Consider the following 19146-nt stretch of genomic DNA (forward strand, 5'->3'; position numbering starts at 1 on the left):
ATTCGTTTGTGTTCAGCGTAGCGAGTGTCACATGGCAGCAGTTCTTCCGCTGGCAGATCTGAAGCATCAGGTCCGTCCGGGTTCTTGGGTAAACTCTATCATCAAGGGTGATTGCGTCGCAGCGCTCGAGGCTCTGCCGGATCATTCCGTCGACGCGATCTTTGCCGATCCGCCGTATAACCTGCAGCTCGGTGGCGCGCTTCACCGCCCCGACCAGTCGCTGGTCGATGCCGTCGACAACGACTGGGATCAGTTCGCATCCTTCCAGGCCTATGACGCCTTTACCCGCGCATGGCTGCTCGCCTGCCGCCGCGTGCTGAAGCCGAACGGCACGATCTGGGTGATCGGCTCCTACCACAACATCTTCCGCGTCGGCGCCATCATGCAGGACCTGAACTTCTGGCTCCTCAACGACGTCGTCTGGCGCAAGACCAATCCGATGCCGAACTTCAAGGGCCGTCGCTTCCAGAATGCCCATGAGACGATGATCTGGGCGAGCCGCGATGCCAAGGCCAAGAGCTATACCTTCAACTACGATGCATTGAAGGCCTCCAACGACGACGTGCAGATGCGCTCCGACTGGCTGTTCCCGATCTGCTCGGGCGGCGAGCGCCTGAAGGGCGACGACGGCAAGAAGGTTCACCCGACCCAGAAGCCGGAAGCGCTTCTCGCCCGCGTCATCATGGCCTCCACCAAGCCGGGCGACGTCATTCTCGACCCGTTCTTCGGTTCCGGTACCACCGGTGCCGTCGCAAAACGTCTCGGCCGCAACTTCGTCGGCATTGAGCGCGAGCAGGATTATATCGACGCGGCCTCTGCCCGTATCGAGGCGGTAGAGCCGCTCGGCAAGGCGGAACTGACGGTCATGACCGGCAAGAAGGCCGAGCCGCGTGTCGCTTTCAACACTCTGATCGAGGCGGGTCTCCTACGCCCCGGTCAGGTCCTGACGGATGCCAAGCGCCGCTGGAGCGCCATCATCCGCGCGGACGGAACACTTGCTGCCGGCGGCGACGCCGGTTCGATCCACCGTCTCGGCGCGAAAGTGCAGGGGCTGGATGCCTGCAACGGATGGACCTTCTGGCACTTCGACGACGGCCAGGGAATGCGTCCCATTGATGAACTGCGCGTCGTCATCCGCAACGATCTGGCCAAGCTCGACTGAACCACCAGTCCGAGGCTCAACTTGTGACGGATCGCTGAATTCCTCGTCCGGTTTTGTACCTCTAGTCCCGGACGAGGATAACTGGCGCCCGGGGAGGCTGACCCCGGGCGCCATTGTTTTTGGTGCCTTTGTCAGCCTCTCACAAAGCAAGAAGGGAAAAGTCAGTAGATCGCGGAAATGGCCCAGCCGATGGCGCCGAGGCCGATCACAAACGCGACGATAACATACACGAAGGCGAGCGAACGACCGTTCTCTTCATCCTCGCTATCCCCGTCATGTGCGAAGGCAGGCATGTCGGTTTGATTTATGGTCGCCCCCAAGGGCGCGGCGGTTCGCCGGGGCTCCTGCTCCAACTCCGCCAGGGCCGAAGCCTCTGTCTCTTTGTCGATTACCATCAGCATAGATTTATATACTGATTTGCTTAAAAGAAGCGAGTCCGCCTAAGGCGTACGCGACCGGCCAACAAGGCGCAGGATGTGGTCATGTATAGTCCGCTGTCCGTCACGCTGATCCTGACCGGGCCGTCGGCCTCGAATGTTTCCCGGGTCGTGTCGATCACGGCCCTGTCGGTAACCTCGATGTCTACAGTGATGCCGCGACCGTTTCTCGTAACCTCGACGTCCTTGGTTAAACCTTCGTCAATGACGAACGAAAAGCGTTCCGAAAACGCGTCACCGCCGGCTTCGAAGACGTGTTTTGGCTTCTCTGGCTGAGGCATGAAAATCCGACGGTGTTTCAGGGAAGCAAGGCGGTCCGGGCATTCGCGGATTGTAGTGGCCTGATCTGTATGTACTTTCGCCGGGGGCGGGCCTATGGTGCGCCGATATATGCCGGCCACCTGAAGTTGATTATTGTGGCAGTAGGATAAGTTTTTAAATTTGCTTTAAGTGAAACCGAGTGAACGATAGTCCAATTAAGTTCACTTGTAAACATTCTTCCACCTAAGAGATATGTCGCCATGCGAATTCCCTTAAAGCGAGAAGTTGCGGGCAAGATCGAACTTGCCCTGGCACGTTTCGCCCGCAGCTGGGATGGGCTGGACCCCTTACGCCGCAGCACCGCGGTCAAGGCCGTCATCCTATCCGAGATACTGGGTGGCAGGGCCAAGGCTGCCGATGTCGCCGGTGTCGCGGACAATACGCTCGACAATTATCGCCATGGAAAGAAGGACCCGAAGCTCAGGACGCTTGAACTGATGGCCGACAGGGCAGGCGTCTCCGCCTCCTATCTGGGGGAGAATGGTTTCTGGACGGCGAGGCCATCCGCATAGAACTGTCGCAGGCGGCGGGTCTGCGGGACTATGCTTCCGGTCTCATGCCACCGGGCCTGATGGACAACCCGTCTCAGCCCTATCTGCACGGTTATGACGAGGTGAGACCGGCATCCGCGGCGGTGAGGACGCTTGAAGACTACTGGAAACGCCTCGGCCTGCAGCCCGATACCGTCACCACGCTGGTGGCGGAAGGCGACAGCATGGTGCCGACGATTGCCGATCAGGCACCGGTCTTCGTCGATACCGACGATCGTGGCCTTGCCGATGGCGGGATCTACGCCATCAAGGTGGAGGGCAATCTCGTCATCCGCCGCGTGCAGCGCCTTATCGGCGGCGGACTGCAGCTATTGGCCGATAACGGCACCGCCTATCCGCCGCAAAGCATCGATCCCGGGGCACTGTCGGACCTCGATGTTGTCGGCCGCGTCCGCAGCACAGCCGTCGCCTGCTGAGCGGGTAAGATCAGATCGCCACGCCGTGGGCGATGAGATCCTTCCTCAGCGTCTCAGGATCTGTGAACTGCACCGCCTGCCAGCCGGCCGCCCGTGCACCTTCGACATTCACCATGGTATCGTCGATGAAGATCGAATTTTCCGGCGTCAGGCCGAAATCCTTCGCATGCCGTTCGTAGATGGCCACATCCGGCTTTATCAGCCCGATCTCACCCGAAACCGTCACGCCGCGTGTCTGGTTGAGAAACGGATACATTTTGCGCGCCTCGACGAATGTGTCGGCTGCGAAATTGGTCAGCATGGTCACGTCATGGCCCTTGTCGATCAGGCCGAGCATGATCTCGACCGAGCCGTCATAGGCATGCGGCACCATTTCGGGCCAGTATTTACGGAAGGCGCGGATATGCTCTTCGCGATCCGGATACTGCGCAATCAATAGCGCCTCGGCATCTTCCCACTTGCGCCCGCGATCCTGTTCCAGGTTCCAGTCATGGGTGCATACATTCTGGAAGAACCACTTGCGTTCCTCGGCATCGGGAATGATGCGGCTGAAGGGCAGGTTCGGGTCGTAGTGGATGAGAACCTTGCCGATGTCGAAGACGATGTGGTCGATCTTGGCAGCCATGATAAATCCTGCGGTCAGTGTTTTATAAATGCGGTCGGAATAGCCTGACTGATTACCTTTTTCATGACAGTCGGCAAAGCCTCGTCTCCGAGCGCCTCGACAGGCACCCACCAGCCTTCCGGTGCCGCGCTCGATGCGATGTGCGTCCGATAGACGGAAAGCCTGAGTTCGAAATGGGTGAAAATGTGGGTGATGGCGCCACAGGGCTGCCAGTCGGCGTCGAACGGTGCATGCTCGTCTCCGGTGCCGCCATCGATCCGCGCCGTCCAGGCCGTGGTCGGCACTTCGGTCATGCCACCGAGCAGACCGGTCTCGACGCGCCGCCGCAGCAGGATCTCGCCATCCTCAGTCACCGCGACGAAGGCCGCGCCGACACGTACCGGCTTGTCCTTCTTCGCCGCCTTCACCGGGAAACGCTCCGGGTCATGCTCGGCAAGCGCCAGACAGTCGTCGCGGAAGGGACAGAGCGCGCAGGCCGGACGCTTGGGCGTGCAGATCGTGGCGCCGAGATCCATCATCGCCTGGGCGAAATCACCGGGCCGGTCCGTCGGCGTCAGCTCGCGAACCTTCGCCTTCATCTCGGGCTTGGAGCTGGGCAGGGGCGCATCGATGGCGAAGAGCCGCGAGATGACCCGCTCGACATTACCATCCATCACCGCCGACGGCCGGTTGAAGGCGATCGCGGCGACGGCCGCCGACGTGTAATCGCCGATGCCGGGCAGCGCCCTCAAGCCATCTTCGGTATCAGGAAAGATACCGTCATGATCGGCGGCGACGGCCTCGGCGCATTTCTTTAGGTTGCGGGCACGGGCGTAATAGCCGAGCCCCGCCCATGCAGCCATCACATCGTCGGAAGATGCGGCCGCGAGGTCTTTCACGCTCGGCCAACGGTCGAGAAACTTGGCGAAATACGGCTTCACTGCCCCGACCGTCGTCTGCTGCAGCATCACTTCCGACAGCCAGACATGATAGGGATCGGCCCGCTTGCCCGCGCACGCGGCAGACGGGTTAACCCGCCACGGCAGTTCGCGATGGTGGCGATCGTACCAGCCGAGCAGTTTTTCAGCGTGGGTCAGCGTGGGTATCGGGGATAAGGTATCGAGCATCGTTTGCCGTATCGGAGAAGATTGCCTTATACTTGGAAGATGAATGCGCCGGCATCAAGGACGGCCAAGTCGCAAGAGACCGGTTATCCAGCGATGAATTACCCCGCCAAGAAAGCCAAACCCTTCGTCCGCAAGGGCGCAAACCAGATCGCCGAGATCGCCAACGGCATCATCGATCCGGTGCTGGCAAAACGCGCCGGCATCTCGACGGCTTTGCTCGGCTCCTGGGACGAAATTGCCGGCGAGGAATTTGCCGATTGCACGCGACCGGAAAAGATAACCTGGGCCCGCAATGACGGTTACCGCGAGGACGGCTATACGCCGGGTGTGCTGACGATCGCCTGCGAGGGCGCGCGCGCACTGTTCCTCACCCATGCGCAGGGCGAACTGATCGGCCGCATCAACTCGTTCTTCGGCTTTCCCGCCGTCCGCCAGATCCGCATCGTCCAGAAACCGGTTTCGCCGCAGGTGAAGCATTCCCGCACGCCGCGCCCGTTGAAGGGCGAACCGGCGCGCAAACTGAACGAGATGATGGAGGGGATCGAAAGCGAGGCGCTGCGCAAGGCGGTCGAGCGACTGGGAACGGCAGTGCTGCAGCAGAAGCGGAAGGTATAGGCTTTGAGATCCGATGCCCTCCAAAATCGCCGTTTCGTCACAATTCTTTGAAGTAAGTTACTTAACGGCAACTTGCCGCGGAAGGAACGCCGCGATACGGAGTTCCAATCTGACAGATTTCTCGATCCTGCAAGGATGTTCCATGCTTCTGAACGACCTGACCATGACCCGGCGCGCACTTCTCGGTGGCGCAGCCGTCACCGCCCTCAGCCTCGCGCTCCCGCTCGGCATCTCCGACGCCTTCGCGCAGGAAATGCCGGACGCTCAGGGCGATGTCGACATGGAAGCCGCGCTGAAGCCCGGCACCCTTCCGGACATGTTCCTCGGCAAGGAAGACGCGCCGATCACCGTCATCGAATACATGTCGATGACCTGCCCGCATTGCGCCCATTTCCACACCACGACCTTCGAACCGATCAAGACGAAGTATGTCGACAGCGGCAAGGTTCGCTTCATCATTCGCGAATTCCCGTTCGATCCGGTCGCCACCGCCGCCTTCATGCTGGCGCGCTCCAATCCGCAGAACCCGACCGAGCCTTCGACGTCGGAACAGTATTTCGCCATGGTTTCGCTTCTGTTCAAACAGCAGCGCGCCTGGGCGGCTCCGGCCGACAAGGATGTCCGCAAGGCACTGCTCCAGACCGTCCGGATTGCAGGTTACTCACAGCAGACTTTCGAGGCCTGCTTGACGAACCAGAAGCTTCTCGATGAAATCAACGAGGTGGTGAAGCGTGGCGCCGATGAATTCGGCGTCAACTCCACCCCGACCTTCCTGATCAACGGGAAGAAGTATTCTGGGGACATGACGGTTGAATCCATGTCGGCGCTTTTCGACAGCATCTGATAACGCGCTCTCATCTGAGAGCGTGAGGGGCGCGGCATGAAGTTCAACAAGCTGCGCCTCGTCGGGTTCAAGTCCTTCGTCGAGCCGACGGAATTCTTCATCGAGCGCGGCCTGACCGGTGTGGTCGGGCCGAATGGCTGCGGCAAGTCGAACCTTGTCGAAGCCCTGCGCTGGGTGATGGGCGAAAACTCCTACAAGAACATGCGTGCGTCCGGCATGGACGACGTGATCTTTTCCGGCTCCGGAAATCGCCCGGCGCGCAACACCGCCGAAGTCGGGCTTTATCTCGACAATTTCGACCGCACCGCGCCTGCCGCCTTCAACGATGCCGACGAGATCCAGGTCACCCGCCGCATCGAGCGCGAGAACGGTTCCGTCTACCGCATCAACGGCAAGGAAAGCCGCGCCAAGGACGTACAGCTTCTCTTCGCCGATGCCTCGACGGGCGCCCGCTCGCCTTCCATGGTCGGGCAGGGGCGTATCGGCGAGCTGATCAATGCCAAGCCGCAGGCCCGCCGCCAGCTCCTGGAAGAGGCAGCCGGCATCTCCGGCCTGCATTCGCGTCGCCACGAGGCAGAGCTTCGCCTGCGCGCCGCCGAAACCAATCTGGAACGGCTGGAAGATGTCGTCGTCCAGCTGGAAAGCCAGATCGAGAGCCTCAAGCGTCAGGCCCGCCAGGCGAACCGTTTCAAGTCGCTTTCGGCCGATATTCGCGCCCGCGAGGCGATGCTCCTGCATATCCGCTGGGTCGAGGCCGAACAGGCGGAACTGGAAGCCCAGACCGCGCTGAACCAGATCACCAATGTCGTCGCCGAAAAGGCGCAGGTGCAGATGGAAGCGGCCAAGGACCAGGCGGTCTCCAGCCTCAAGCTGCCCGAACTGCGCGAGGAGGAGGCGAAAGCCGGTGCCGCCCTGCAGCGCCTGCAGATCGCCCGCAGCCAGCTGGAGGAAGAGGCCGGACGCCTCTTGAAGCGGCGCGACGAGCTGACCCGCCGGCTGGCGCAGCTCGGCGAGGACATTCGCCGCGAGGAACAGCTCGCCGCCGACAACACAGCCTTCCTCGACAAGCTCGACGAGGAAGAGGCCGAACTCAACGACATGCTGGCCGATAGCGGCGCGGAAAGCGCCGATCTGCGCGATGCCTTCGAGGCGGCCGGCACTGCGCTTGCCGAGAGCGAGCAGCGCCTCGCCGCGATCACCGGCGAACGCGCTGAAGCCGCTGCCGGCCGCAACCAGCTGGAACGCCTGATCCGCGATCTCGACGAGCGCCGCCAGCGTCTCGACCGCCAGCGGCAGGATGCGGCTGCAGAACGTGATGCCGTCACGGAGCGCCTGTCTTCGCTCGACGATCCCGCCGAAAAGGCCGAACTAGTCGAGGCTGCCGAGATCGGGCTGGAAGATGCGACCGCCGCCGCCGAGGAAGCCGAAGCGGCTCTGGCCACAACCCGTGCCGCGGAAGTCTCCGCTCGCCGTCCGGTCGAGGATGCGAAGACGGCGCTGAACGGGCTGGAAACCGAAGCCCGCACCATCTCGAAAATGCTGGCCGCTGGCGCGACCTCCGGGGACCATGTGCCGGTCGCCGAAATGATCCATGTCGAGCGTGGTTATGAGGCCGCACTTGGTGCCGCCCTCGGCGACGATCTCGAAAGCCCGGTCGATGCGTCCGCGTCGAAATTCTGGTCGGTCAGTGGCGATGCCTCTGCCGATCCGCGCCTCCCAGACGGCGTCGAGCCGCTTGCCGCCCGCGTCACCGCCCCGCCGGAACTCGCTCGCCGTCTTGCCCAGATCGGCATCACATCGGCTGAACAGGCCCGCACGTTGATGGCCTCCTCAAGCCCGGCCAGCGGCTCGTGACGAAGGATGGCGCCGTCTATCGCTGGGACGGCCATGTGACCGGCTCCGAGGCGCCCGGCGCGGCTGCCCTTCGCCTGTCGCAGAAGAACCGCCTTTCCGAACTCGAAGCCGAGATCGACGAGGCCCGCGACATCCTCTCTGAATGCGAGAGCCTGCTCGCCGACGCCACAGCCGAGATCGCCACGAGCGAACGCGTCCTCGGCGATGCTCGCGACCGTGTCAGGCTCGCGACCCGTCAGGTGGCCGATGCCCGTGAGGCTCTGGCTGCCGCAGAGCGCGCCTCCGGTGACCTGATGCGCCGCCGTGACGTGGTGACGGAGGCGCTGCATCAGGTCGAGGCGCAGATCGAGGATGTCGATGCGCAGGGCGAAAATGCGCGCATTGAGTTGGAAAACGCGCCGGATATTTCCGAGCTCGACAATCGCCTGCGCGACCAGCAGGCCGAGGTCGCCACCGATCGCGGCCGTCTGGCCGAGGCCCGCGCCCGCTACGAAGGCTTGAGCCGCGAGCTGGAAGCCCGCAAGCGCCGCATCGCGGCCATTGCCCAGGAGCGCTCCTCTTGGAAGGCGCGTGCCGATAGCGCCGCCGCCCATATCGAAAGCCTGCGTGAACGCGAGGAAGAAGCGCGCGACGAAATCGTCGAACTGGAAGCCGCACCCGAAGAGGTGGATGATCGCCGCCGCAGCCTGCTGTCGGAACTGCAGAAGGCCGAGGAAGCCCGCCGCAAGGCGTCCGACGAACTCGCTCTCGCCGAAACCCGCCAGCGCGAGGCCGACCAGCGTGCCGCAACCGCCCTGTCCGAACTGGCCGACGTCCGCGAAAAGCGCGGCCGCGCCGAAGAACGTCTCGTCTCCGCCGCCGAAAAACGTCACGAGAGCGAGCTGCGCATCCGCGAGGCACTCAATGTCTCGCCGCCCGAAGTGCTGCGCCTTGCCGGCATGCAGCCCGGCCAGCCTGTGCCGGATATCCGCGCCATCGAGCGCGAGGTCGATCGCCTGAAGATGGAGCGCGAGCGCCTCGGCGCCGTCAACCTGCGCGCCGACGAGGAACAGCAGGAACTGGCCGAAAAGCTCGGTACCTTGACCCGCGAGCGCGACGACGTGGTCGATGCCATCCGCAAGCTGCGCGGCGCAATCCAGAACCTGAACAAGGAAGGCCGCGAGCGTCTGATCGCCGCCTTCGACGTGGTCAACGCCCAGTTCCAGCGCCTGTTCACCCATCTCTTCGGCGGCGGCACGGCGGAACTGCAGCTGATAGAATCGGATGACCCGCTGGAAGCTGGTCTCGAAATTCTCGCCCGCCCGCCGGGCAAGAAGCCGCAGACCATGACGCTGCTCTCGGGCGGCGAACAGGCGCTGACGGCGATGGCACTGATCTTTGCCGTCTTCCTCACCAATCCCGCGCCGATCTGCGTGCTGGACGAGGTGGACGCGCCGCTCGACGACCACAATGTCGAGCGCTACTGCAACCTGATGGACGAGATGGCCGCATCGACCGAGACGCGCTTCATCATCATCACGCATAATCCGATCACCATGGCACGGATGAACCGTTTGTTTGGCGTGACGATGGCGGAACAGGGCGTGTCGCAATTGGTATCGGTCGACCTGCAGACCGCCGAGCTTCTGCGCGAAGCAAGCTGACAAAAAATCAGTCTCGCAAATAAATCGATTTATTGTCATCATAAATACGTCAATTCACCTATATGGGTGATGCGCAAAATGCGGTATATGAATACATGAATTAGACAATTCGTCGGGGGCTGGGGGCGCACCTTCTGGTGCGAATAGCCATCCTGACGGATGCTACCCCCGCGCGGGTTTCCTGTCCCGCGCGGAAGGCTTTGCGGGGCCGAGTGTGATCCGGCCCCGCAAAGCCTTTTAATTTCACCCATCTAGCTGTCTCATCGTCATTATGTTGCGCCGCAACATAATCCTGCCCCGTTGAATTCCTAACCTATTGCAAAATCTGCAAATGCGGGGGAAAGATGCGGTGGGAGGCAGGCATGACGAAATGGGTTTATCTGTTCGGAGGAGGCGAGGCTGATGGCAGCGCTGCGGACGTGGCGTTGCTCGGAGGAAAGGGCGCTCATCTCGCGGAAATGGCCAATCTCGGCCTTCCGGTTCCTCCAGGCCTCACGATCACCTGCGATGCCTGCCATGATTTCTTCGACAACGGCAAGAAGCTCTGCGATGAGCTGAAGAACCAGGTTATCGCGGGCATCAAGACGATCGAAGCCAAGACCGGCCGCGTCTTTGGTGGCGGCGAGCGGCCGCTGCTTCTCTCCATCCGCTCCGGCGCGCGCGCCTCCATGCCGGGCATGATGGACACTGTCCTCAATCTCGGCCTCAACGATAAGACCGTCCAGGCACTCGGCCATGATGCCGGCGACGCGCGATTTGCCTGGGACAGTTATCGCCGCTTCATCCAGATGTATGCCGATGTCGTCATGGGCCTCGACCATGAGGCCTTTGAAGAAATTCTCGAAGACCAGAAGGGCGCGCTCGGGCACGAGCAGGACACCGATCTCTCGGCCGTCGAATGGCAGCATATCGTCGATCTCTACAAGCGCCTGATCGAGGAAGAGCTTGGCGAGAGTTTCCCGCAGGATCCCGACGTGCAGTTGTGGAAGGCGATCGCCGCCGTATTCTCGAGCTGGAACAATGCCCGCGCCGCGACGTATCGCAACCTGCACCGCATTCCCGACAGCTGGGGCACGGCCGTCAACGTCCAGGCCATGGTCTTCGGCAATCTCGGCTCGACGTCTGCCACCGGCGTGGCCTTCACCCGCAATCCCTCGACCGGCGAGAAGGCGCTCTATGGCGAGTTCCTGGTCAATGCCCAGGGCGAGGATGTCGTTGCCGGCATGCGTACGCCGCAGTCGATCACCGAGGAAGGGCGCCTCGCATCCGGCTCCGACAAGCCGTCGATGGAAAAGCTGATGCCGGCAGCCTTCACTGAGTTTCGCGCCACCTGCGAGCGACTTGAGAACCACTATCGCGATCTGCAGGATGTCGAATTCACCGTCGAGCGTGGCAAGCTGTGGATGCTGCAGACGCGCACCGGCAAGCGGACGACAAGGGCCGCGATGAAGATCGCGGCCGATCTCGTCGCCGAGGGCCTGATTTCCGAAGAGGAAGCGGTCTGTCGCATCGAGCCGTCCTCACTGGATCAGCTGCTGCATCCGACGATCGACCCCAAGGTCCAGCGCCATATCCTCGGCTCCGGCCTGCCTGCGTCGCCGGGCGCTGCCACAGGAGAGATCGTCTTCACCGCCGAACAGGCGGTGGAGGCCGAAGCGGAAGGCCGCCGCGTTATCCTCGTGCGTATCGAGACGAGCCCCGAAGACATCCACGGCATGCATGCGGCCGAGGCGATCCTGACCACCCGTGGCGGCATGACCAGCCACGCGGCCGTCGTCGCCCGCGGCATGGGCATTCCCTGCGTCGTCGGTGCCGGATCGATGCGTGTCGACCTGCGCAACGAGCTGCTGATCGGCGTCGGCGGTGTCACGCTCAGAAAGGGCGACATCGTCACCATCGACGGCTCGTCCGGCCAGGTGCTGAAGGGCAGCGTCGCCATGCTGCAGCCGGAACTCTCCGGCGATTTCGGCAAGCTGATGGCCTGGGCTGACAAGACGCGCCGCATGTCCGTCAGGACCAATGCCGACACGCCGCAGGATGCCCGGTCGGCCCGCTCCTTCGGCGCCGAGGGCATCGGCCTCTGCCGAACCGAGCATATGTTCTTCGAGGGCGAGCGCATCCACATCATGCGCGAGATGATCCTCGCGGAAGACGAGACTGCGCGTCGTGCGGCGCTCGCCAAGCTTCTGCCGATGCAGAGGTCGGACTTCACCGAGATCTTTTCGATCATGCACGGCCTGCCGGTGACGATCCGCCTTCTCGATCCGCCTCTGCACGAATTCCTGCCGAAGACGGAGGCAGAGATCGAGGACGTGGCGCGTGCCATGGGCATGCCGCCTGCCTTCCTCGCCCGCCGCATCGACGCTATCCACGAGTTCAACCCGATGCTTGGCCACCGCGGCTGCCGCCTGGCGATCTCCTATCCCGAGATCGCCGAAATGCAGGCGCGCGCCATCTTCGAGGCCGCGACCGAGGCTGCCGGCATGACCGGCGAACCGGTCGAACTGGAAATCCTCGTGCCGCTGGTCGGCCTCCGCGCCGAGCTCGACTACGTCAAGGGCGTGATCGATGCGGTGGCCGGGGAGGTTTCGAAGGAGACCGGCCGGCCGATCGACTATCTCGCCGGCACGATGATCGAGCTGCCACGCGCGGCGATCCGCGCCCATGTGATTGCCGAGACCGCCGATTTCTTCTCCTTCGGCACCAACGACCTGACCCAGACCACTTTCGGCATTTCCCGCGATGACGCTGCGACCTTCATTCCAACGTATCAGCGCAAGGGCATCATCGAGCACGACCCTTTCGTGTCTCTCGATTTCGACGGTGTCGGCGAGTTGATCCAGATTGCGGCAGAGCGCGGGCGCCGGACCAAGCCGGATCTCAAGCTCGGCATTTGCGGTGAACACGGCGGCGATCCAGCGTCGATCCGCTTCTGCGAGAATGCCGATCTCGACTACGTCTCCTGCTCGCCCTTCCGCGTGCCAGTTGCCCGACTGGCAGCGGCCCAGGCGGCGATCGACAAGCGGCGCGGTTGAGACCATCTTGATATTGCTATGATACGACCGATAGATCCTGCCCCGAAGGGATCAGGATCGAATAGTGTCGTTTAGTACCGATAAAAGCCGTGCCGCCCGACAAAGACCGGGCCGTTCCAGTAGAACGGATCGTCATAGGCCGAAAGCGAGCGTAACCGTGCGCGGCGATCGAGTTCGAGATCCAGCAGGCAACGCGCCATCCCGTCTGTCCGCGCCTTGAAGCCATAGCTGGCGCAGGTCTGCTGATCCGCCGCTCGCCGTTCCTCCGGTGTCATCGTCTGGCAGGAAGCCAGCAGCACAAGCAGAAGGGAAGGGATGAGAAAGCGTTGAGGACGCATCGTTCGAACTCCGTCAAGTCGCGCGGGGAGCCGCACGATTCATATCTAGGGCACGCGGCGTGAAAATGCTTGGCCTTGGTTGGTTTTGTAATAAAAAAATCGACATGATGTGACGGATGAATTGAACCCTGCAATCATGCTTCGGGATTCCAATTCAACTCTACCTGCCGTACAAGACGAGAATGGCTTTGCTGTAGTGTCGCCGGACGCGGCGCGCAGAAAGTGTTCGAGCATTTAAGGTTGCGCTGCCTCCATGACAGTCCGCTTTGTCCGGCCCGTTTCCCATTCCGCCTATCTCGGCCGGCGCCTGGCCCTGTCGGCCTTCCTGCTTTTTGCCATCGTTGTGCTTGCCCATCGCTTCGGCCCGCTTCGAGAGCCGGATTTTCTGGCGCTGCTGTTTCTGTCCGCAGCGATCGCCGCCGCGTCCTTGCCGTTCTCGCTGATCGGCCTGGCGCGTCTCTGGCAGGTAGGTGCAGAAGGTGGTGTTGCCGCAACGAAGGGGCTCATCTACGCCGCACTACCGCTCGGCACGGTCGCTTACGGAGCCCTTCAATACTATACCTTGCCGGCGCTCTACGACATCTCCACCGATCTGGCCGATCCTCCAAGCTTCATCGCAGAACCGCACGCGCCACAGCAATGGCTGCCGCGACCCGAAGCTATCACCGTTGGTGAGCGCCGCATCCAGCTTGCCGCCTATTCCGGCCTGACAGGTCGCCGCTATGAGGGCGCGCTTGACCGCGTCTACGAGGGTGTCCGCAAGGCGGCGGTATCGGCACGGATCTCCATTCGCCGCAACCAGGGTCTCTCGCTCGTCGAACCGGATCTTTCCGAACGTACCGCAGCGAAGGACGACCAGGCACCGGTGCCCGACGTCGCCCCGGTTCCCATGCCGCGGCCGGAACCTTCTCTCGATGCGGATTTCGGCAATGTCGGCGACGTCCTTCTGCAGGGCGAAACCCGCACGCTGCTCGCCGGCCTGCGCTTCGATGTCGTCATCCGCCTTCGCGAGGATGCCGAGACCACGTCCGTCGATATCCGCGTCGTCTCCCGCTATGGCCCGCACGACCTGGGCTTCGGCGAAGAGATTGCCGAGGACTTCCTCGACAGGCTGGATTCGGAACTGCTGGGGCTCGCCGGCGGTTGATTTCCTCAGGCGGGCCTGTAGATGCCTGCGAGCGAGGGCGACCCGTCCGTTACCACGCGCCCTTTTTCGATCAGATCTTCCAAATGCGCCAGGACCGACAGGGCTGCCGCACCATGCAGCTTCGGATCGGTCTTCACATAAATCGCCTTGACCATATCGGGAATAGTCCGGTCTCCAGCGAGGATGCGTTCCATAACGGCGCGCTCCCTCATGCGTCTGTGGGTGCGCAGGCCGCGCAGGAAGGATGCGGTCTCGCGCACCGGCCCGCCATGGCCCGGCAGGAAGATGCGGTCATCGCGCAAGAGCAGCTTGTCGATCGACCGCATGAAATCCGCCATCGAGCCATCTGGCGGGGCAACGATCGTGGTCGCCCAGGCCATCACGTGATCGGCTGAAAACAGGATGCCGGTGCCGTCCAGAGAGAAAGCTGAATGGTTGGCGGTATGTCCCGGTGTGTGGACCGCCGACAGGGTCCAGCCATCGCCTTCGATCGCAGCACCATCCGCAAGCGCGATGTCCGGGCGGAAATCGGTATCGGCGCTTTCGGCGAATGGATTGATCTCACCCTCGTGCAGTGGGCGCGATGCGCGATGCGGGCCCTCCGCCACCGTGAGCGCACCGGTGGCAGCCTTCAGTCTGCCGGCAAGCGGCGAATGATCCCGATGCGTATGGCTGACAAAGATGTGGCTGACCGCGCGTCCATCGAGCGCCCGCATCAGCGCATCGAAATGCGCCTCGTCATCCGGGCCGGGATCGATGACGGCGACCGATGACGATCCACCGACGATATAGCTGTTCGTACCGTGGAATGTGAACGGGGAGGGATTGTTGACTGTCAGCCGCTGGACGCCGGCGGCTACCGGCACTGGCACTCCATAGGACGGTTGGAATGCCGTATCGAAGTCAATATCGTCTGCCATATGGATCCGGCCCGCTCGATGCCTTGCTTCCTGATATACCTGCTGCAATTCAAGCGGCACGCATTGTGCTCTGCCATTACGACGTTTTGCGCCTGCCGCACACCCCTGGCAAATCCCTTTGTCGGTCGCACAAAGGCGGGATTGCTGCCCGCGGCCGGCTGAGCACCCGATCCGCCAGCCAATTTAAGCAAAAACACTTTCGGAAAATGGAAAGCGAAATGAACTTAGCCGTTGAGGGGGCGTCAAAGCTTTGCTAGATGAGGCGCCTGCCGGGCGGCTTGCACTCGATTTGCCGCCCTCGCATTGGGGCGTCGCCAAGCGGTAAGGCACCGGTTTTTGGTACCGGCATTCCCAGGTTCGAATCCTGGCGCCCCAGCCACGGCTTTGTTGACGAAGTCGATCTCTTTCACCGCGCTGAAATCGAGACCCTCTGGGGTTCGCCAACAATTTTCCTCCCGCCTCGCGCCGAGAGAAGGCCGCTGCCATGCAACCGAAGGCTCGTGTCGAACTAGAGCCGGCTGTGGGGCGGGCCGATCCGTTGCGAAAGCTCGATCGGCCCCTCCCAAATCCTTACTGGCGTGCCAGAAGCTCTTCGCAATAGCTCGGGCCATTTGCGCCCGGACGGTCGGAGGTGATCGTGATGTCGCGGATCACATAGCTGTCGGAAACCGTCAGTTTCGCCGAGCAGCTGACGCTTGCGGTGCGCCCGCTCTGTTGTTTGATCCGCTTGTAGCCGCCGCGCCAGTTATAGATCGTCGAGGATCCGCTCTCGATATCGCTGAGCGGCGGGTTATAGGCGGCAAAGAACTCGCCTGCGGAACGTCCGACCCAGGTCTTGCTGATCGGGTTGGCGGCAACGCTGACCGTGGTGCAGCCGGCAAGTGTGAAGGCGAAAAGAGCGGTCGCGGCGATAAGGCGATGGCGCATGAACGGTGATATCCTGATCTTTGGATTGCAGCAGAAAAACTTCCATTCTGAGCTAGCAGATTTTGTCGGCGCGTCACGGATTTGCTGAGGGTTCGAGCATCAAAACTCTCATGCGCCGCTTTTTTGCAACGCATCGCAGGCGGCTCCTTCGACAGATTGAAAAATGCTGTCGCATTTTTTTCAAGAAGGGAGCTTGTGCGACCAGTTCGGCTGATCTATAGAGGCGCCGCTGGTCACGGAGTGTAGCGCAGTCTGGTAGCGCACCACGTTCGGGACGTGGGGGTCGCAAGTTCGAGATCTTGCCACTCCGACCAGTCGAAAAGGCTCGCTCTCGCGGGCTTTTTCTTTTGGCGGGATGCCAGGTCGCGCAAGCGGCCAAATCACCTGAAAGGCCAGGGTGTCTAGGCGCTCGATGGTCAATATAGCGAATATAATGATGCCGGCGAAGACGGCGGAGAGAGCCATCAGAACCGTTAGTTCATGGCAAATAGCGGTGGGCGCTACGAGGGCTGCACTCAATTCGCGTTTCAAGCGCTCACGGCTGTTATCCACAGCTGCGCCGGATGCGAAAGGCGTATACTTGAGCGTGCAAAGGGGATAAAACGTCTCGATGATCAAGCGAGCCCTTCAACTGGTTGAACATGACGTGATCGATTCCGCGTTGCGGACGATCTCATTCGGAAAACAAGGGCTGGATGCGCTTGAGAGCTCCCTACAGGATGGGCTCGGTGCAGCTTTCCGAAGCGCCGCCGAAATGATCGGCGGCATCGAGGGCCGGGTCATCATCACCGGCATCGGTAAAAGCGGCCATATCGGTCACAAGATCGCAGCAAGCCTCGCGTCGACGGGTACTCCGGCCTTTTTTGTCCATCCGGTTGAGGCCAATCACGGCGATCTCGGTATGATCACCGCAAGCGATGTCGTTCTCGCGCTTTCCTGGGGCGGCGAGACGGCCGAGCTTCGGGGCATCGTTTCCTTCACTCGCCGCTTTTCCATTCCGCTGATCGCGATGACCTCCGGCGCGACTTCGACCCTGGCGCGTGAGGCCGATATCGTTCTTCTTCTGCCCAAGGCGCAGGAAGCCTGTCCGCATGGACTGGCGCCGACGACCTCAACGTTGATGCAGCTCGCGCTTGGCGATGCGTTGGCCGTCGCCCTGCTTGAGGCACGCGGCTTTTCCGCGACCGATTTCCGCGTTTATCATCCCGGCGGCAAGCTCGGCGCGATGCTGAGCCATGTCAGCGACCTGATGCATTCGGGTGATCGCGTCCCGCTCATCAGCAAGGGTTCGTCCATGCCGGACGCCATCCACGAACTATCCGCCAAGCGCTTCGGCTGCGTCGGCGTGCTGGATGAGGACGGAAGGCTTTGCGGCGTTCTGACCGACGGCGACCTTGCCCGTCATCTGGACGGCAATCTTGGTGTCATGACCGTCGATGAGGCGATGACGACGAACCCGAAGACGATCGGCAAGGATGCGCTTGCGACCGCTGCCATGGCTCTGCTCAACAAGCACAGCATCGCAGCACTCCTGGTCGTCGATGACGACCGCCGCCCGATCGGCATCATCCACTTCCACGATCTGCTGCGCGTCGGCGTCGCCTGACCGGCCGACTGGTTGATAACGCAACGGCGGCCCGCATTGCTGCAGGCCGCCGTTCTTCTTCCTCCCGAAACAATCAGATGCCGCTACCGACATCCTTGAAGATTTCGGCCGCTTCGCTCGCCGTCATCCGGCGGATCTCCGCCTCGTCGCGGCGGCTGGCGAAGAGTTCGCTCGTCATCAGCTGCTCGGCAAGATCGGCAGGCAGCGACAGCACGACACGCTGGCGGTCGCCGTCACGGTCGCGATGAATGCCGCCGAGTTCGGCGCGCTTGGCCGTGATCATGCCGCCTGCGACGGTGTTGAGCGTATCCGGATCGATCAGGATGAAGGCACCCGTCGAGCGGTTCTGCTCGTAGGTGTCGAAGACAGCCTGTTCCTCGAAGGCGAGATGCGCCTTGCCGATCGCGTTCATGCCGTAAGCCGATGCATGCGGCTTCCACTGGCCGGTCTGAAGGTCGAGCTGGGAAAGCGGCTCGACCGCGACGCGCTGGCGGCGTGAGCCGCTCTTCAGCCAGTAGCGCTTGCCGGGCTCGATGCCGCCGGGCTGCAGTGCCACGATCTGCGCGTCGAAGGCCTTGCCGGTCATCGGCTGGTTGTCGATCGAGACGATCACATCGCCGCGGGCGACGTCCACCTGCCGGTCGAGCACGAGCGTGATCGCGTCGCCGGCAACGGCCGCATTGCGCACGAGATCGAAGGTGACGATCTGCTTAACGTTGGCAACCGTGCCGGACGGCAGGATCGCGACACTGTCGCCCGGCTTGATCGAACCGCCGGCAACCGTGCCCTGATAGCCGCGGAAACTTTCGCCCGGGCGCACGACGCGCTGTACCGGAAGGCGGAAGCCGCCGGCCTGGGTGGAACGTGTGGTGGCCAGTTCCAGCGCCTCGATCAGCGTCGGGCCGTCATACCAGGGCATGGCCTGGCCGCCGGAAAGCACGACATTCTCGCCCTTCAGCGCCGACATCGGAATGGCGGTGATCTGGCGTACACCGAGCGCCAGCGCAAATTCACGGAACTCGGCGGCGATCTTTTCGAACACCGCCTTGTCGTAGCCAATCAGGTCGATCTTGTTGACCGCCAGCACGAATTGCTTGATGCCCATCAGGGCTGCGATCGTCGCATGGCGGCGGGTCTGTTCCAGCAGGCCGGCGCGTGCGTCGGCAAGCAGGATGGCAAGATCGGCCGTCGATGCTCCCGTCACCATGTTGCGGGTATATTGCTCATGGCCGGGCGTATCGGCGACGATGAACGAGCGCCGGTCGGTGGAGAAATAGCGATAGGCCACGTCGATCGTGATGCCCTGTTCGCGCTCCGCCTGCAGGCCGTCGAGCAGCAGGGCGAAATCGGGCAGGCCGAGATCGTTCTGCTGGCCCAGAATCGCGGGCAAGCGTTGCCGCCTGGTCTTCCTTCACTGCCTTGGTGTCCCAGAGCAGCCGGCCGATCAGTGTCGACTTGCCATCATCGACGGAGCCGCAGGTAATCAGCCGAAGCGGCCGGGTGTCTCGGGAGGAGACGCGGGCAGCCGATTCCGCAAAGGGAATGACATTGGCCGAAGCGGCCGGCGCGGTGTTTGTCGCGGTTGCTGTGGCGCTCATA

At 62.3% G+C, this 19146-nt stretch carries 15 protein-coding genes, 2 tRNA genes and 2 pseudogenes; 11 read left to right on the forward strand and 8 right to left on the reverse strand.

What is annotated here, in order from left to right:
- Positions 1 to 31: 31 nt before the first annotated feature.
- Positions 32 to 1162 carry a site-specific DNA-methyltransferase gene (locus tag N7E02_RS20470; RefSeq protein ID WP_286579442.1) on the forward strand — a complete coding sequence of 377 codons (1131 nt, stop codon included), beginning with the start codon at positions 32 to 34 and terminating at the stop codon, positions 1160 to 1162.
- 161 nt (positions 1163 to 1323) lie between these two features.
- Here N7E02_RS20470 and N7E02_RS20475 read toward each other — a convergent pair whose 3' ends face one another.
- Positions 1324 to 1563 (reverse strand): hypothetical protein, encoded by a 240-nt coding sequence (locus N7E02_RS20475; RefSeq protein ID WP_286579443.1) that lies wholly within the window; start codon positions 1561 to 1563, stop codon positions 1324 to 1326.
- A 20-nt stretch (positions 1564 to 1583) separates the two neighbouring features.
- Positions 1584 to 1880 (reverse strand): hypothetical protein, encoded by a 297-nt coding sequence (locus N7E02_RS20480; RefSeq protein WP_286579444.1) that lies wholly within the window; start codon positions 1878 to 1880, stop codon positions 1584 to 1586.
- 240 nt (positions 1881 to 2120) lie between these two features.
- Between N7E02_RS20480 and N7E02_RS20485 the strand changes: the two genes are divergently transcribed.
- Both N7E02_RS20485 and N7E02_RS20490 read left to right on the forward strand, forming a co-directional pair.
- Entirely contained in the window at positions 2121 to 2432 is a 312-nt protein-coding gene (locus tag N7E02_RS20485) for a helix-turn-helix transcriptional regulator (RefSeq protein WP_286579445.1), read from the forward strand.
- A 44-nt stretch (positions 2433 to 2476) separates the two neighbouring features.
- The gene (locus N7E02_RS20490; protein WP_286579446.1) at positions 2477 to 2887 is read left to right on the forward strand and encodes a S24 family peptidase; all 411 of its coding nucleotides are present in this window, start codon (positions 2477 to 2479) and stop codon (positions 2885 to 2887) included.
- 10 nt (positions 2888 to 2897) lie between these two features.
- On the opposite strand, the gene N7E02_RS20495 is transcribed toward N7E02_RS20490, so the two are convergent.
- Both N7E02_RS20495 and mutY read right to left on the reverse strand, forming a co-directional pair.
- Positions 2898 to 3512, reverse strand: a complete 615-nt coding sequence (locus N7E02_RS20495; protein ID WP_286579448.1) for an HAD family hydrolase — start codon at positions 3510 to 3512, stop codon at positions 2898 to 2900.
- Between the two features lie 14 nt (positions 3513 to 3526).
- A complete protein-coding gene (gene mutY / locus N7E02_RS20500; RefSeq protein ID WP_286579449.1) occupies positions 3527 to 4618 on the reverse strand; it encodes an A/G-specific adenine glycosylase in 1092 nt (363 codons plus the stop codon).
- Positions 4619 to 4711: 93 nt separating this feature from the next.
- Here mutY and N7E02_RS20505 point away from each other — a divergent pair, with 93 nt between their 5' ends.
- The 4 genes and pseudogenes from N7E02_RS20505 (at position 4712) to ppdK (ending at position 12609) form a co-directional block, all read left to right on the forward strand.
- Complete coding sequence (locus N7E02_RS20505) at positions 4712 to 5233, forward strand: DUF721 domain-containing protein (RefSeq protein WP_286579450.1); 522 nt, start codon at positions 4712 to 4714, stop codon at positions 5231 to 5233.
- Positions 5234 to 5375: 142 nt separating this feature from the next.
- Positions 5376 to 6077, forward strand: a complete 702-nt coding sequence (locus N7E02_RS20510; RefSeq protein WP_286579451.1) for a DsbA family protein — start codon at positions 5376 to 5378, stop codon at positions 6075 to 6077.
- 36 nt (positions 6078 to 6113) lie between these two features.
- Positions 6114 to 9574 (forward strand): annotated as a pseudogene (locus tag N7E02_RS20515) (chromosome segregation SMC family protein).
- Positions 9575 to 9936: 362 nt separating this feature from the next.
- The gene (ppdK, locus tag N7E02_RS20520; protein WP_286579452.1) at positions 9937 to 12609 is read left to right on the forward strand and encodes a pyruvate, phosphate dikinase; all 2673 of its coding nucleotides are present in this window, start codon (positions 9937 to 9939) and stop codon (positions 12607 to 12609) included.
- 71 nt (positions 12610 to 12680) lie between these two features.
- On the opposite strand, the gene N7E02_RS20525 is transcribed toward ppdK, so the two are convergent.
- Positions 12681 to 12947 (reverse strand): hypothetical protein, encoded by a 267-nt coding sequence (locus N7E02_RS20525; protein WP_286579453.1) that lies wholly within the window; start codon positions 12945 to 12947, stop codon positions 12681 to 12683.
- Positions 12948 to 13200: 253 nt separating this feature from the next.
- Here N7E02_RS20525 and N7E02_RS20530 point away from each other — a divergent pair, with 253 nt between their 5' ends.
- The gene (locus tag N7E02_RS20530) at positions 13201 to 14094 is read left to right on the forward strand and encodes a DUF1499 domain-containing protein (protein ID WP_286579454.1); all 894 of its coding nucleotides are present in this window, start codon (positions 13201 to 13203) and stop codon (positions 14092 to 14094) included.
- Positions 14095 to 14099: 5 nt separating this feature from the next.
- On the opposite strand, the gene N7E02_RS20535 is transcribed toward N7E02_RS20530, so the two are convergent.
- Entirely contained in the window at positions 14100 to 15014 is a 915-nt protein-coding gene (locus tag N7E02_RS20535) for an MBL fold metallo-hydrolase (RefSeq protein ID WP_286579456.1), read from the reverse strand.
- Between the two features lie 304 nt (positions 15015 to 15318).
- Between N7E02_RS20535 and N7E02_RS20540 the strand changes: the two genes are divergently transcribed.
- Positions 15319 to 15393: transfer RNA gene (locus N7E02_RS20540), tRNA-Gln, on the forward strand.
- A gap of 191 nt (positions 15394 to 15584) precedes the next feature.
- Here N7E02_RS20540 and N7E02_RS20545 read toward each other — a convergent pair.
- Positions 15585 to 15941, reverse strand: coding sequence for a hypothetical protein (locus N7E02_RS20545; protein ID WP_286579457.1), 357 nt, complete (start codon positions 15939 to 15941; stop codon positions 15585 to 15587).
- 236 nt (positions 15942 to 16177) lie between these two features.
- Here N7E02_RS20545 and N7E02_RS20550 point away from each other — a divergent pair.
- Positions 16178 to 16255 (forward strand) — tRNA-Pro (locus N7E02_RS20550).
- A gap of 296 nt (positions 16256 to 16551) precedes the next feature.
- Positions 16552 to 17547, forward strand: a complete 996-nt coding sequence (locus N7E02_RS20555) for a KpsF/GutQ family sugar-phosphate isomerase (protein WP_286579458.1) — start codon at positions 16552 to 16554, stop codon at positions 17545 to 17547.
- A 73-nt stretch (positions 17548 to 17620) separates the two neighbouring features.
- Here N7E02_RS20555 and cysN read toward each other — a convergent pair.
- Positions 17621 to 19145, reverse strand: a pseudogene (gene cysN, locus N7E02_RS20560) (sulfate adenylyltransferase subunit CysN).
- Position 19146 lies beyond the last annotated feature (1 nt).

The organism is Terrirhizobium terrae (genome assembly GCF_030323265.1).
Taxonomy (GTDB): Bacteria; Pseudomonadota; Alphaproteobacteria; order Rhizobiales; family Rhizobiaceae; genus Neorhizobium.

Bases quoted from the DNA above. Each gene is read 5' to 3' on its own strand.
- N7E02_RS20470 (WP_286579442.1), top strand. From the start codon at position 32: ATGGCAGCAGTTCTTCCGCTGGCAGATCTGAAGCATCAGGTCCGTCCG.
- N7E02_RS20475 (WP_286579443.1), bottom strand. From the start codon at position 1,563: ATGCTGATGGTAATCGACAAAGAGACAGAGGCTTCGGCCCTGGCGGAG.
- N7E02_RS20480 (WP_286579444.1), bottom strand. From the start codon at position 1,880: ATGCCTCAGCCAGAGAAGCCAAAACACGTCTTCGAAGCCGGCGGTGAC.
- N7E02_RS20485 (WP_286579445.1), top strand. From the start codon at position 2,121: ATGCGAATTCCCTTAAAGCGAGAAGTTGCGGGCAAGATCGAACTTGCC.
- N7E02_RS20490 (WP_286579446.1), top strand. From the start codon at position 2,477: ATGCCACCGGGCCTGATGGACAACCCGTCTCAGCCCTATCTGCACGGT.
- N7E02_RS20495 (WP_286579448.1), bottom strand. From the start codon at position 3,512: ATGGCTGCCAAGATCGACCACATCGTCTTCGACATCGGCAAGGTTCTC.
- mutY (WP_286579449.1), bottom strand. From the start codon at position 4,618: ATGCTCGATACCTTATCCCCGATACCCACGCTGACCCACGCTGAAAAA.
- N7E02_RS20505 (WP_286579450.1), top strand. From the start codon at position 4,712: ATGAATTACCCCGCCAAGAAAGCCAAACCCTTCGTCCGCAAGGGCGCA.
- N7E02_RS20510 (WP_286579451.1), top strand. From the start codon at position 5,376: ATGCTTCTGAACGACCTGACCATGACCCGGCGCGCACTTCTCGGTGGC.
- ppdK (WP_286579452.1), top strand. From the start codon at position 9,937: ATGACGAAATGGGTTTATCTGTTCGGAGGAGGCGAGGCTGATGGCAGC.
- N7E02_RS20525 (WP_286579453.1), bottom strand. From the start codon at position 12,947: ATGCGTCCTCAACGCTTTCTCATCCCTTCCCTTCTGCTTGTGCTGCTG.
- N7E02_RS20530 (WP_286579454.1), top strand. From the start codon at position 13,201: ATGACAGTCCGCTTTGTCCGGCCCGTTTCCCATTCCGCCTATCTCGGC.
- N7E02_RS20535 (WP_286579456.1), bottom strand. From the start codon at position 15,014: ATGGCAGACGATATTGACTTCGATACGGCATTCCAACCGTCCTATGGA.
- N7E02_RS20545 (WP_286579457.1), bottom strand. From the start codon at position 15,941: ATGCGCCATCGCCTTATCGCCGCGACCGCTCTTTTCGCCTTCACACTT.
- N7E02_RS20555 (WP_286579458.1), top strand. From the start codon at position 16,552: ATGATCAAGCGAGCCCTTCAACTGGTTGAACATGACGTGATCGATTCC.